We start from the raw sequence: 13,572 nt of genomic DNA, 5'->3' as shown, positions 1-13,572 counted from the left end.
CGTCGGACGGCGCCGCCGTGGCTGGCTCGCAGGTCCCCAATGATAAAATCGCCGGATGAAGAACATCGTAATTCTGATTTCCGGGCGGGGCAGCAATATGGAAGCGATCGTGCGCGCGGCGGCGCACGAAGGGTGGCCCGCCCGCATCGCCGCCGTCATCGCGAACCGTCCAGACGCATCCGGGCTCGCGTTCGCCGCGCGCGAAGGCATCGCCACGGCCATCGTCGATCATCGCGAATATCCCGAGCGCGAGGTGTTCGACGCCGCGCTCGCGCGTGTCGTGGACAGCTTCGCTCCGGACCTCGTCGTCCTTGCCGGCTTCATGCGTGTGCTGACCACCGCTTTCGTCGAACGCTACGCGGGGCGCATGCTGAACGTGCATCCGTCGCTGCTGCCGAGCTTTCCAGGGTTGCACACGCATCGGCGCGCGCTCGAAGCAGGCGTGACGGTGCACGGGGCGACCGTGCATTTCGTCACGCCCCAGCTCGATCACGGGCCGATCGTCATCCAGGCCGCCGTGCCGATCGCGGCCGGCGACGACCCGGCCCGGCTCGCGGCACGCGTGCTCGCATGCGAGCACCTGGCGTATCCGCGCGCGGTGCGCTGGTTCGTGCAGGGGCGCCTGTCGCTCGACGGCATGCGCGTCAGCGTGACGCCGCCCGAGCCGCAGTGGCTTTTTGCCGATACTCACCAAGAGGCGTGATGAATCCTCATCGCGCTCATATTCGTTGGCTGCCCGCGCCGGGGGCAGCTGCGCGCCCGGCCAGCGCCTGACGGGAGGCAACATGAAAACAAAGACTACTCGATCGAAACCCCTCTCGCCCAGCTCGTCCGCTTCGCAGCCGAAGCCGCGCGGCCACGTTGCGCGCCCGTTGCGCGCACCGCGCGGGGCCAAAGCGGCCGGTGCCGCGCCGGCTCGCTCGCGCGAAGGCGGGCTGCATGGTTTTCTCGTCGGCCAGACCGAGGCACTGATTGGGGAAGTGCTCAAATTCACGGGCCCCGCCGACGCCACGACCAGCCGCTTTTTCCGCGCCCATCCGAAGCTCGGCCACAACGAGCGCGGCCTCATCGCGGAGGCCGTGTTCGCCGTGCTGCGCCGGCGCATGGAGTTCGCGCATCTGGCCGAAAGCGGTACCGGCGGTCCCATGCGGCGTCTTGCGCTGCTCGGTCTCATGCAGACGGCCGGGCGCTCCGCGCTGCGGCCGTTCCTCTCCGAGGACGAGAACGCCTGGCTCGAGCACGTGGCGAAGATCGATCCGCAGAGCCTGCCGCTGCGTATCCGGACCAATCTGCCCGACTGGATCGTCGAGGCGCTCGCCAAGCGTTTTGCGCCCGACGAGCTGGCCCAGCTCGCGGCGGCCCTCAACTACCCGGCGCCGCTCGATTTGCGGGTGAATCCGCTCAAGGCGAGCCGCGAGCAGGTGCTGGCCGCGCTCGAAGAAGCCGGCATCGAAGCCGGCGCGACGCCGTTCGCTCCGCTCGGCGTCCGAGTGGTCGGCAAGCCGGCGCTCACGAAGCTCAAGGTGTTCGAGGACGGCTGGGTCGAGGTGCAGGACGAAGGCAGTCAGTTGCTGTGCTCGCTCGTCGCGCCGCGGCGCGGCGAGATGATCGTCGATTTTTGCGCGGGGGCGGGCGGCAAGACGCTCGCGCTCGGTGCCGCGATGCGCTCGACGGGGCGGCTCTACGCGTTCGACGTCGCGGAACGGCGTCTGGCGAAGCTCAAGCCGCGGCTTGCGCGCAGCGGTCTCTCGAACGTCCATCCGGTGCACATCGACAGCGAGCACGACATCAAGATCAAACGGCTCGCCGGCAAGATCGATCGCGTGCTCGTCGACGCGCCGTGCAGTGGCCTCGGCACGCTGCGCCGCAATCCCGATCTCAAGTGGCGGCAAAGCGCGGCGTCGGTGGAGGAGCTGGCGCCGAAGCAGGCCTCGATTCTCGCGAGCGCCGCGCGGCTCGTGAAGCCGGGCGGGCGGCTCGTCTATGCGACTTGCAGCGTGCTCGAAGCGGAAAACGAGGCGGTCGTCGCTCAATTTCTGGCCGAGCACTCGGAGTTTGCGCTCGTGCCTGCGAGCGCCGTGCTCGCGGAGCAGCGCATCGGTCTCGAGATGGGGGAGTATCTTTCGCTCTGGCCGCATCGCCATGCGACGGACGGCTTTTTCGCCGCTGTGCTCGAACGCCGTGCCTGAGCGGCGGCCGAACGCCGTGCCTGGGCGCGTCCGCCCATGCCGGCGGCCGGCGCCTGGAGTCCCTCGAGATGACGCAAAACCGCATTCTTTCCCATATGGTCGCGGGCCTGATCCGCGACTTCGGTCAGCCCGTGATGCTCTGGCAGGCCGGCATGCTCGTCGGGGCACTGCTCGTCGCGTGGCTGCTCGCGCGCGTCGTGCGCCGCAAGCTCGATTCGCGCCGCAGCGCGCGCCACGAGCCGGCGCGTTTCGGCGCCGAGAGTCTGCACAAGGCACTGTTTCCGCTGCTTGGCGGTGTCCTCGTATGGATCGAGGAGACGGTCTTCGAAGACGACATGTCGACGTCGCTGCTCGAACTCGCATTGGTGCCGCTCATCGGTATCGCGCTGATCTATATCGTTTTTTTCGTTGCCCGACGTGTGTTCGGCCGCAACGGCCATGCGCACGCCTGGCTTTCCATCGCCGAAAAGATCGTGAGTGTCGTGGTCTGGGTGGGGATGGTGCTCTTCGTGCTGGGCATCCATGAGCAGGTGTTGCACTGGATGGATTCGGTGCGCTTTCGCGTCGGCAACGAGCGTATGACGCTGCTGTCCATTGCGACGGGCGCGCTCTGGGTCTGTGCCACGCTGATCGTGGCGATGTGGACGGGCTCGATGCTCGAGGAGCGCCTCATGCGGGCGCGCTCGATCGACACCAATCTGCGCGTCGTGCTCGCCCGCACGGGCCGCGCGCTGCTGATTCTGGCCGCGGTGCTGATCAGCTTCTCGCTCGTCGGCATCGATATCACCGTGCTCGGCGTGTTCGGCGGCGCGCTCGGCGTCGGCCTGGGCTTCGGGCTCCAGAAGATCGCGAGCAACTACGTGTCGGGCTTCATCATCCTGATCGACCGGTCACTGCGGATCGGCGACACGATCAACGTCGGCGGGCTGCAGGGGCTCGTGACCCGGATCAGCACCCGCTATACGACCGTGCGTGGCCTGGATGGCATCGAGACGCTCGTTCCGAACGAAAAACTCATCACCGACGTCGTTCAGAACCACTCGTCGTTTCTCACGCGCGGCTACGCGAAAGCCGCTGTGCAAGTCGCCTACGACTCGGATATCGATCGCGCGATGGCGTTGCTCGCGCAAGCGGCAGGCGGCGTCGACCGCGTGCTCGAGGACCCGGCACCCGCGCCCTATTTCGTTTCGTTCGGCGCCGACGGTATCAATCTCGAGCTCGGGTTCTGGATCGAGGACGCGGCCAAGGGGACGGCCGGCGTGCGCTCCGCGGTCAACCGCAACATCTGGCGCCTTTTTTGCGAGCACGGCATCGCGATTCCCTATCCGACTCGCGAGGTGCGTATCGTCGGCACGAGCGAGCCGACGGCAAAGGACGTGGCGCAAGCATCGTAAGGCGGCGCGCCCGATGCGGCCACATGCCGCAGGGCAAAGCGGCTGCTGCGGCGCAGGAAACCTTTTTTGTTACAACGACTTGCGATCATTGCAGTACAATGTTCATCTGTTTCAACCGTTGCTTTCGTTTTTCTGACAGTCGCGAGCCCCGGCTGGCGTCGTCGTTCCACAGGTAAAGGCCTTGTTGAATTCCTTGCTCGATTTCCTCGCGCACGGCTTGCTCCGTTTCTCATGGTGGCAGATCGTGCTTTTCGCGCTAGCCGTCACGCACGTGACGATCATCGGTGTGACGGTTTACCTACACCGTTGCCAAGCTCACCGCGCGCTCGATTTGCATCCCATCGCCAGTCATTTCTTCCGCTTCTGGCTCTGGACGACCACCGGCATGCTGACGGGTCAGTGGGCGGCGATTCACCGCAAGCACCACGCCAAGTGCGAAACGGAGGAAGACCCGCACAGCCCCCAAACGCGCGGAATCTGGAAGGTGCTGCTCGAAGGGGCCGAACTCTATCGCACCGAAGCGAAGAACGAGGAAACGATCCGCCGCTTCAGCCACGGCACGCCCAACGACTGGATGGAGCGCAATGTTTATACGCGTTACCCGATCCTCGGCGTGAGCCTGATGATGGTGGTCGATGTGGCGCTCTTCGGCATCGTCGGCCTCAGCGTATGGGCCGTGCAGATGATCTGGATCCCGTTCTGGGCGGCTGGCGTCGTCAACGGCCTCGCGCACTTCTGGGGTTACCGCAATTTCAACTCCGCTGACGCGAGCACGAATATCTTCCCCTGGGGCATCCTGATCGGCGGCGAGGAACTGCACAACAATCACCACACTTATGCGACCTCGGCCAAGCTGTCGAACAAGTGGTTCGAGTTCGACATCGGCTGGGCCTATATCCGCATTCTGTCGGTGCTGGGGCTGGCGAAGGTGAAGAAGCTCGCGCCGACACCGCGTCTCATCGCACGCAAACCCGCGCTCGATTACGACACGCTGCAGGCCGTCCTCTCGAATCGCTACGAGGTCATGGCGCGCTACGCGAAGACGGTCAAGCGCGCGTATCGCCAGGAGCTTGCGCGCTTGAAGGAGATCGGCGCGCGCGAAAAGTACATGCTGATGCGCAACGCGCGCACGTGGTTCCACCAGGAGAAGGAAGGCCTCGACGAACCGCAGAAACGTCAGCTCCCCGAGATTTTCGCCGACAGCCAGACGTTGCGCACGTTCATCGAGCTGCGCGAGGAGCTGGCCGCAATCTGGGATCGTTCCAACGCTTCGCGCGAACAGTTGCTGGCTCAGTTGCAGGACTGGTGTCATCGCGCCGAACAAAGCGGCATCAAAGCGCTGCAGGAGTTCGCCCTGCGGCTGCGCCGATACGCCTGAGCGCGAATTCCATTAAAATTTCGAGACGTCACACAACACCCCGCGCTGGCGGGGTGTTGTTTTTTGTAGCGTCAGCTATACATGGGCCGCAAGCGGAATGGCCCAAGCGCCCCTGGTATGGGACCGGAGATCAAGATGGCTTCGACGATCAAGACTGTCGAGTTCGATAAGCCGCTCGTAACGAGCGCGGCCGGCGCGGTATGCGGCGTCGGGCAGGCGTGGGCCAAAGTCACGCCTGCGCCGTCGCCCGAAGAGCGCAAGGCACTCAAGGCACGTATCCGTGAGTTGCTCGTACGCGAGAAGGCCGTGCTCGTCGCGCATTACTATGTCGATCCGGAGCTGCAGGAACTGGCCGACGAGACGGGCGGCTGCGTTGCCGACTCGCTCGAAATGGCCCGTTTCGGCCGCGATCACGAGGCGCAGACGCTCGTGGTCGCCGGCGTCCGGTTCATGGGCGAAACAGCCAAAATCCTGAGCCCTGCCAAACGCATCCTGATGCCCGATCTCGACGCGACGTGCTCGCTCGACCTCGGCTGTCCGGCAGACGAGTTCTCGGCGTTTTGCGACGCGCACCCCGATCGCACCGTAGTCGTTTATGCGAATACGAGCGCCGCGGTCAAGGCGCGGGCGGATTGGATGGTCACATCGTCCATCGGACTCGAGATCGTTGCCGATCTGCACGCGCGCGGCGAGAAGATTCTCTGGGCGCCCGATCGCCATCTGGGTCAATACATCCAGAAGAAAACGGGCGCCGACATGCTGCTGTGGCAAGGCTCCTGCCTCGTACACGACGAGTTCAAGGGCATCGAGCTCGACTTGCTGCGCGCCGAATACCCCGAGGCGAAGGTCCTCGTCCATCCGGAGTCCCCGGAGAGCGTGGTGGCGCAAGCCGATGTCGTCGGTTCCACGACGCAGCTCATCGACGCGGCCAGGCGGCTGCCGGCGACTCACTTCATCGTCGCGACCGATCTCGGCATTCTTCATAAGATGCGCCTCGCCGCACCCGGCAAGACGTTCATCGAAGCGCCGACCGCCGGCAACAGCGCAACCTGCAAGAGCTGCGCGCATTGCCCGTGGATGGCGATGAACGGCGTTGCGAATCTTGCCGACGTGTTGGAGCGGGGGACGAACGAAATCTTCGTCGATCGCGCCATCGGCGAGCGGGCTCGCCTGCCGATCGACCGGATGCTTGCTTTCGCGGCGGAGCGCAAGGCGCGCGTCCAGGCAAGCGGCGATCTCGCGCGCGACGCTGCGCTCTTTGCCAACGTGGGTGCCGCATGACGAGCGCACGGCCGATGCAAGCTATGTCACGGGCAGAGCCCAAGGAAGCCGCCGCCGTGTCGCCTTTGTTTGCCGAAATCCAGGCCGAGTACGGTGACGCATTCGATGCGGCGCTCGCACGCAATGTCGCCGACGCGCTCGCCGAGGATATCGGCGATGGCGATCTCACAGGCCGGCTCGTCCCGGCTGACAGTGTGCGCGATGCCCGCGTCGTCGTTCGCGAAGATGCGGTGCTGTGCGGCGTGCCGTGGTTTGCCGCCGTGATGCGCCAGGTCGACCCGGCGATCAAACTTCATTGGCGGTACCGCGAGGGCGATCGCATGGCGCCCGATTCGGAGGTCTGCACGATGCGCGGTCCTGCGCGCGCGCTGCTGACCGCGGAACGCAACGCGCTCAATTTTCTGCAATTGCTGTCGGGCGTGGCCACGGCGACGCGCCGCTACGCCGACATTGTCGCGGGCACGCGCGCGCGCATTCTCGACACGCGCAAGACCTTGCCCGGGCTGCGGCTCGCTCAGAAATATGCCGTACGTGTCGGTGGCGGGGCGAATCAGCGGCTTGCGCTCTACGACGGCATCCTCATCAAGGAAAACCATATCGCCGCGGCGGGCAGCGTGGGCGCCGCCCTCGATGCCGCCTACGCGCTCGACGCCGGCGTCTCGATTCAGATCGAGGTGGAGACGCTCTCGCAACTGGAGTCAGCGCTCGCGCACGGCGCTCAATCGATCCTGCTCGACAATTTCTCGTTCGACGCAATGCGCGACGCCGTCAAGCTCACGGCGGGCCGGGCGGTGCTGGAAGTGTCGGGCGGCGTCAACCTCGATACGGTGCGCGCGATTGCCGAGACCGGTGTCGATCGGATCTCGATCGGCGCGTTGACGAAGGACGTGCGCGCGACCGATTACTCGATGCGAATCGTCTGAGCCGTCACGTCGCGCCCAGTCACGCTTGCCGGTTGCGCACGCGCTCGGGGGCCAGTACGGTGGGCAGTGCCTTCGGCAGCGCCGACGGCCAATCGCGCGAGAAATGCAGCCCGCGGCTTTCGCGCCGCGAGCGGGCGCTCTCGACGATGAGCGAGGCAACATCGACGAGATTGCGCAGTTCCAGCAGATCCCGGCTGACCTTGAAGTTCGTGTAGTACTCCTGAATCTCGTCCCGCAGCAGCGCGATCCGATGCCTCGCCCGTGCCAGCCGTTTGTCGGTGCGCACGATACCGACGTAGTTCCACATGAGCCGCCGTAATTCGTCCCAGTTATGGGCGACGACGACCTCTTCGTCGGGATCGGAAACGCGGCTTTCGTCCCAATCGGGCAGCGGCGCGTGAGCGGCGGCTTCGAACCCATCGCTTTGGATGGCCGCGGACGCGGCGCGCCCAATGACGAGGCATTCGAGCAGCGAGTTGCTGGCAAGCCGGTTCGCGCCGTGCAGCCCTGTGCAGGCCGTTTCGCCGACGGCAAAGAGCCCGGCCAAGTCGGTGCGGCCGGCCAGATCCGTGACGACCCCGCCGCAGGTGTAATGGGCCGCGGGCACGACGGGAATCGGATCTTTCGTGATATCGATGCCGAACTCGAGACAGCGCGCGAGGATCGTCGGGAAGTGCTCGTGCAGGAAAGCAGCCGGCTGATGGCTGATGTCGAGATAGACGCAATCGATGCCGCGCTTCTTGATTTCGAAGTCGATGGCGCGCGCGACGATATCGCGTGGCGCGAGCTCGGCGCGTTCGTCATGAGCCGGCATGAAACGCGTGCCGTCGGGCAGCAGCAGGCGTCCGCCTTCGCCGCGCACGGCTTCCGTGATCAGGAATGACTTCGCGTAGGGGTGAAAGAGGCATGTCGGGTGGAACTGGATGAACTCCATGTTCGAGACCCGGCAGCCCGCACGCCATGCCATGGCAATCCCGTCGCCGGTGGCCGTGTCGGGATTCGTTGTATAGAGATAGACCTTGCCGGCGCCGCCCGTGGCCAATACCGTGTTCGGCGCTTGCAGCGTGACGGTGCGCCCGCTCGTGAGGTCCAGCGCATACAGGCCATGGCAGCGGCGGCCCGGAAGACCGAGGCGATCGGACGTAATGAGATCTATCGCGTAGTGATCTTCGAGCAGCGTGATGTTCGGGTGACGGCGCACGCATTCCGAAAGCGTGGCGACGACGGCATGGCCCGTGGCATCGGCTGCGTGAATGATCCGCCGGTGGCTGTGGCCGCCCTCACGCGTCAGGTGGAAGCCGAGTTCGGCCGCCGCGTCACGCGTGAACGGCACGCCTTGCGCGATCAGCCATTCGATCGCCGTGCGGCCGCCTTCGACGATAAAGCGGGTTGCCGCTTCGTCGCAGAGCCCGCCACCGGCGACTAGCGTGTCGTTGACGTGATTTTCGATGCTGTCCGCGGAATCGAGCACCGCTGCGATGCCGCCTTGCGCCCAGTCGCTCGCACCCTCGGTCATCGAGCGTTTCGCCACGACGGCCACGCGCCGCGTCTCGGCGAGATTCAGTGCAACGGTCAACCCTGCCAGCCCGCTGCCCACGATCACGACATCGAAATTCATGTTTTGTCCTTGTCCTCAGTCTCGGGCTCGGCGTCGCCTGGCTGTTTGCAACGAAGCCATGCGCAAAAAGCCCCGCACGAGGGCGGGGCTTTTCGTTGTCTTCAGGCTCGCCGAAAACCAGATTACTTGATCTTGGTTTCCTTGTACTCAACATGCTTACGGACGACGGGATCGAACTTCATGATCGCCATCTTTTCCGGCATGTTGCGCTTGTTCTTGGTCGTCGTATAGAAGTGACCCGTACCCGCGGTCGACTCGAGCTTGATCTTGTCGCGTGCGCCTTTCGCCATGATTTACTCCTTAGACTTCGCCGCGTGCGCGCAGATCGGCGAGCACGGAATCGATGCCGTTCTTGTCAATGAGGCGCAGGCCGGCGTTCGAGATGCGCAGGCGCACCCACCGGTTTTCGCTCTCCACCCAGAAACGGCGGTATTGCAGGTTCGGCAGGAAGCGCCGCTTCGTCTTGTTGTTCGCGTGGGAAACGTTGTTGCCGCTCATCGGCGCTTTCCCAGTTACTTGGCATACGCGTGCCATATGAGAGCACTCCTAAAACGCTTTTATTCGGGGTTCGAGCCTCGGCTCAAGCCGGCTGGCCAACTCTGGCCAACTGCCGGACCTGACGATTCTTACCGCTTCTTACGTTACGAATCGGGGCTGCGGAACGTGTTGGAAAAGAGGTAGACGGCGATTCTAGCAGAAAAAGAGCCGATAAATCAAACCGAATTTGCGTTTCGCCCGCCGGGCCGCCGCCAGCCGGTGCTGCGCACATCAAAGCCACCCGGCGTGCGCGAACGAGAAAACGGCGCTGCGGCCCACCACGAGGTGATCGACGAGCTTGATGTCGACGAGCGCCAGGGCGTCGCGCAGCATGCGGGTGAGCTGGCGGTCGCTCGCGCTCGGCTGGGCCGCGCCCGAGGGGTGATTATGCGCCACGACGAGTGCGGCGGCATTGACGGCCAACGCACGGCGCACGATCTCGCGCGGGTAGACGGCCATGCGCGTGAGCGAGCCGCGCGCGCTTTCCTCGCTGTCGATGAGTCGGTGGCGCGCGTCGAGGAACAAGCAGACGAATACCTCGTACGGCCGGGTACCGATCAGCAGGCGCACGTAGTCTTCCACCGCGGCGCTCGAATCGATGAATGGCATCTCGCGGGCCTTTTCGGCGAGCGCGCGACGGGCCATCTCCACGACCGCAAGCAATACGGCCGTTTTGGCCGGCCCGATGCCGCGCAGTCCCCGGAAGTCGGCCGGTGTTGCCTCGAGCATGCTGCGCAGCGAGCCGAAACGCTCGAGCAGCGACCGGGCGAGTTCGAAGACGTCGCGCCCGGGCAAGCCGCAGCCAAGGAAAATGGCGATGAGCTCCGTGTCGGAAAGCGCGCCCGCTCCGGCGCCGAAGAGCCGCTCGCGCGGCATGTCGCGCGGGCGCCGGTCCTGCGCCTCTTTTTCTCCCATGCCGGCGATGGGACAGGAACTATAAGAACTATCCCGCATCAACGCTCTCCCACCATCGCAAGCCGCCGCGGCGGTGTGTCCGGCCGCGTCTTCGCCGCCCATGCGTGCCCACCGCCAGGTGACTTACAATACAGACTTTGCGTCGGGCGACGCGGCCGCGGCGGCTTTGCGTTGCATGCACGGCGCGCACCCTGCGCTCCGACCGAACGAGTTATTCCCATGAGCATCATCGATCTCTCCGAAGTAAAACCCGGCTCGCACGTCACCCTCCATTACCGGCTTGCACTGGCCGACGGCGCCGACATCGTCAATACCTTCGGAGACAAGCCGGCCACGCTGCTCGTCGGGGCGGGGCAAATCGCGCCGCCGCTGGAAGACATTCTCGTGGGGCTCAAGACGGGACACCATTCCACCTTCCGGCTAGGCGCGGGAAAAGCCTTCGGCGAGCGCAATCCCGAACTGGTTCAGCGCGTCGCGCTGGCCGCCTTGCGCGAAAACGGCATGGTCGACGAGGATTTCACCCCGGGCGACGTGATCGAATTCAACGCGCCGGACGGCGGCCGCTATGCGGGCGTGCTCAAGGAGGTCGGCGAAACGTCGGCGCTTTTCGACTTCAATCACCCGCTCGCGGGCCAGGCGCTCACGTTCGAAGTGAAAATCATCGGAATTTTGTAAGACATGAGCTTCATGGAAACTTCCCTCGCCACCGCCGAAATCCTGCTCGCCCAGCCGCGCGGCTTTTGCGCGGGCGTCGATCGCGCGATCGAAATCGTCGAGCGGGCGATCAAGCTGTTCGGTGCGCCGATCTACGTGCGGCACGAGATCGTCCATAACGCCTATGTCGTCGAGGACTTGCGCAAAAAGGGCGCGGTCTTCGTCGAATTGCTCGAGGAAGTACCGGCGGGCAGCACGGTCATCTTCAGCGCGCACGGCGTATCGAAGGCCGTGCGCGACGAGGCCGATGCGCGCGGACTGCGCATTTTCGACGCGACCTGCCCGCTCGTGACGAAAGTGCACATCGAGGTCGCGAAGATGCGGCAAGAAGGCCTCGATATCATCATGATCGGCCATAAGGGGCACCCCGAGGTCGAGGGGACGATGGGGCAGTGCGCCGAGGGCATGTATCTCGTCGAGAGCGTCGAGGACGTCCATTCGCTCGAGCCGGCCGACCCCGAGCGCATCGCATTCGTCACACAAACGACACTTTCCGTGGATGATGCGTCGGAAATCATTTCGGCGCTGAAATCCCGCTTCCCCTCCATCCGCGAGCCGAAAAAGCAGGATATCTGCTACGCCACCCAAAATCGCCAGGATGCGGTCAAATTCATGGCACCGCAGTGCGATGTCGTAATCGTCGTCGGCAGCCCCAACAGCTCGAATTCGAACCGGCTTCGGGAAGTTGCGCAAAAGCGCGGCGTGCCCGCCTATATGGTCGATGCGCCCGAACAGATCGATCCCGCCTGGGTCGAGGGCAAACGCCGCATCGGCGTGACGGCCGGCGCCTCGGCTCCCGAAGTGCTGGCGCAGGCGGTGATCGGCCGGTTGCGCGAACTCGGCGTGCGCAACGTGCGCGCGCTGGAAGGCATCGAGGAGGGCATCGCTTTCCCGCTGCCGCGTGGCCTCACGCTGCCCGAGTAAGCTTTGCTGCCGACAGCCTCGGCGATTTCTTTTCTCAAAAAAAGCGCGCCCTCGAGCGCGCTTTTTTATTCGCCATTCGCGCCGGCCTTGCGTGGTTGCTCCTCAAAATGTCGGCAGGATTGCAACCGGGTTGCAATCCTGGCCAAATAGATACCTCAAAAAAAGGTTGCAATGCAGGAAAACCCTGCCGATCCCCTTTATTGGCCAGCCCTCAATTGGAGTTACAATGCGCGCGTCCTAAAGGTCCGGTGACCTTCGGCACTAGTTTCGGCAAGGCGCAGGAGACCGAGTTAATGCATGTCCAGTTTGCTTACGCCGCGATCGGCAAATCGAGCAGCGGCGAGGCGAGCGATGGCGAGGCGGCGGTGGTGTTCGCCGCCCGCGCAATCGGCACGGCTTTCGCGGGAACGACGCAGGACTGGCGTTTCCGGCCGGCTTGCGCGGGCATCGCCCGGAATCGTCCGACGAATGGCGGTGCCGTGACGGCGCCCGCCATGGCACCGGTTCATCGCAGTAACGAAGAAGCAGTAGTCCGACGGCACCGCTACCCGACGGTGCCGTTTTTGCATCCGCCTCATCGGGCCGGCCGCCGGATCACGGCTACTTGCGGCGCGTGTGAGGCGGCCAACCCTTACCGGTTTTTTTATCAGTACCCGCAGTGCCGTTGCGATTTTCGTCAACCGTCCGCATTACGGCGGACACCGGGCGCAAATCCAGTCGCACTGGCTAAGGAGCTTTAAATGGATATCTTCATCCAGCAGATCCTCAACGGTCTGGTGCTCGGCTGCGTCTATGCCATCATCGCACTGGGCTACACAATGGTGTACGGCATTCTGGGCATCATCAACTTCGCCCACGGCGACGTGCTGATGGTCGGCGCGATGGTCGCGTTATCGACCATCTCGGTGCTGCACAACCACTTCCCCGGACTCGGCAACATCCCGACGTTGATCATCGGGCTCATCGTTGCGGCCGCGGTGTGCGCGGTCGTCGGCTACGTGATCGAACGCGCCGCCTATCGGCCCCTGCGCCGGGCGCCGCGCCTCGCGCCGCTCATTACCGCAATCGGGGTATCGATCCTGCTGGAGACGCTGGCCATGATGATCTGGTCGCGCAACCCGCTGCCGTTCCCGCAGCTCTTGTCGACCGATCCGATCAACGTCATCACCGCCGGCGAGAACAATCCGGGCGCGGTCATCTCGATGACGGAAATCGTGATCATCGCCGTTGCGTTCCTCGTCATGGGCGGCCTGCTGCTGCTCGTGCACAAGACGAAGCTCGGCCGCGCGATGCGCGCGATCGCCGAGAACCCGAACGTCGCGAGTCTCATGGGCGTGAACCCCAACTTCGTCATCTCGGCAACCTTCATGATCGGCTCCGCGCTCGCCGCGCTGGCCGGCGTCATGATCGCGTCCGAATACGGCAACGTGCACTTCTACATGGGCTTCATTCCCGGCATGAAGGCGTTCACGGCAGCGGTGCTGGGCGGCATCGGCAACCTCGGTGGCGCAATGGTCGGCGGTGTGGTGCTCGGCCTGATCGAACAGCTTGGGGCCGGCTACATCGGCAATCTGACGGGCGGTGTGTTCGGCAGTAACTATCAGGACGTATTCGCATTCATCGTGCTGATCATCGTCCTCGTCTTCCGTCCGTCGGGTCTGCTCGGCGAGCGCGTGGCAGACCGTGCGTAAGGGCAAGG

14 protein-coding genes are annotated in these 13,572 nt (G+C 64.5%); 10 read left to right on the top strand and 4 right to left on the bottom strand.

All coding sequences use genetic code 11. The features are described from left to right. Nucleotides 1-55: 55 nt before the first annotated feature. The 6 genes from purN (at nt 56) to nadC (ending at nt 7,165) form a co-directional block, all read left to right on the top strand. Nucleotides 56-703 carry a phosphoribosylglycinamide formyltransferase gene (gene purN / locus ACR9ZC_RS23185; RefSeq protein ID WP_481582059.1) on the top strand — a complete coding sequence of 216 codons (648 nt, stop codon included), beginning with the start codon at nt 56-58 and terminating at the stop codon, nt 701-703. An 82-nt stretch (nt 704-785) separates the two neighbouring features. Further along, on the top strand, nt 786-2,189 hold the full coding sequence (locus tag ACR9ZC_RS23180; RefSeq protein ID WP_481582058.1) for an RsmB/NOP family class I SAM-dependent RNA methyltransferase: 1,404 nt from the start codon (nt 786-788) through the stop codon (nt 2,187-2,189). A gap of 68 nt (nt 2,190-2,257) precedes the next feature. Then, the gene (locus tag ACR9ZC_RS23175; RefSeq protein WP_481582057.1) at nt 2,258-3,583 is read left to right on the top strand and encodes a mechanosensitive ion channel family protein; all 1,326 of its coding nucleotides are present in this window, start codon (nt 2,258-2,260) and stop codon (nt 3,581-3,583) included. 181 nt (nt 3,584-3,764) lie between these two features. Continuing rightward, a complete protein-coding gene (locus ACR9ZC_RS23170; protein WP_481582056.1) occupies nt 3,765-4,961 on the top strand; it encodes a DesA family fatty acid desaturase in 1,197 nt (398 codons plus the stop codon). Nucleotides 4,962-5,096: 135 nt separating this feature from the next. After that, nucleotides 5,097-6,242 (top strand): quinolinate synthase NadA, encoded by a 1,146-nt coding sequence (gene nadA / locus ACR9ZC_RS23165; RefSeq protein WP_481582055.1) that lies wholly within the window; start codon nt 5,097-5,099, stop codon nt 6,240-6,242. Between the two features lie 23 nt (nt 6,243-6,265). Further along, nucleotides 6,266-7,165 (top strand): carboxylating nicotinate-nucleotide diphosphorylase, encoded by a 900-nt coding sequence (gene nadC, locus ACR9ZC_RS23160; RefSeq protein ID WP_481582054.1) that lies wholly within the window; start codon nt 6,266-6,268, stop codon nt 7,163-7,165. Nucleotides 7,166-7,184: 19 nt separating this feature from the next. Here nadC and nadB read toward each other — a convergent pair whose 3' ends face one another. The 4 genes from nadB to radC form a co-directional block, all read right to left on the bottom strand. After that, the gene (nadB, locus tag ACR9ZC_RS23155) at nt 7,185-8,783 is read right to left on the bottom strand and encodes an L-aspartate oxidase (RefSeq protein WP_481582053.1); all 1,599 of its coding nucleotides are present in this window, start codon (nt 8,781-8,783) and stop codon (nt 7,185-7,187) included. A gap of 122 nt (nt 8,784-8,905) precedes the next feature. Continuing rightward, a complete protein-coding gene (gene rpmG / locus ACR9ZC_RS23150; protein ID WP_121281636.1) occupies nt 8,906-9,073 on the bottom strand; it encodes a 50S ribosomal protein L33 in 168 nt (55 codons plus the stop codon). 10 nt (nt 9,074-9,083) lie between these two features. Beyond that, on the bottom strand, nt 9,084-9,317 hold the full coding sequence (rpmB, locus tag ACR9ZC_RS23145; protein WP_173259265.1) for a 50S ribosomal protein L28: 234 nt from the start codon (nt 9,315-9,317) through the stop codon (nt 9,084-9,086). A 234-nt stretch (nt 9,318-9,551) separates the two neighbouring features. After that, entirely contained in the window at nt 9,552-10,235 is a 684-nt protein-coding gene (gene radC, locus ACR9ZC_RS23140; protein WP_481582748.1) for a RadC family protein, read from the bottom strand. 219 nt (nt 10,236-10,454) lie between these two features. Here radC and ACR9ZC_RS23135 point away from each other — a divergent pair, with 219 nt between their 5' ends. The 4 genes from ACR9ZC_RS23135 to ACR9ZC_RS23120 all read left to right on the top strand — a co-directional run bounded on the left by ACR9ZC_RS23135 (nt 10,455) and on the right by ACR9ZC_RS23120 (nt 13,564). Further along, the gene (locus ACR9ZC_RS23135) at nt 10,455-10,910 is read left to right on the top strand and encodes an FKBP-type peptidyl-prolyl cis-trans isomerase (RefSeq protein ID WP_331568423.1); all 456 of its coding nucleotides are present in this window, start codon (nt 10,455-10,457) and stop codon (nt 10,908-10,910) included. A 3-nt stretch (nt 10,911-10,913) separates the two neighbouring features. Next, nucleotides 10,914-11,873, top strand: a complete 960-nt coding sequence (ispH, locus tag ACR9ZC_RS23130; RefSeq protein ID WP_331568422.1) for a 4-hydroxy-3-methylbut-2-enyl diphosphate reductase — start codon at nt 10,914-10,916, stop codon at nt 11,871-11,873. Nucleotides 11,874-11,980: 107 nt separating this feature from the next. Continuing rightward, nucleotides 11,981-12,613 carry a hypothetical protein gene (locus ACR9ZC_RS23125; protein WP_481582052.1) on the top strand — a complete coding sequence of 211 codons (633 nt, stop codon included), beginning with the start codon at nt 11,981-11,983 and terminating at the stop codon, nt 12,611-12,613. Then, nucleotides 12,614-13,564 (top strand): branched-chain amino acid ABC transporter permease, encoded by a 951-nt coding sequence (locus ACR9ZC_RS23120; protein ID WP_440560704.1) that lies wholly within the window; start codon nt 12,614-12,616, stop codon nt 13,562-13,564. The last annotated feature ends 8 nt before the right edge of the window (nt 13,565-13,572 follow it).

This window comes from Trinickia sp. HAY1-2D (genome assembly GCF_056754935.1).
This window is presented reverse-complemented; position numbering and strand designations above follow the sequence as displayed.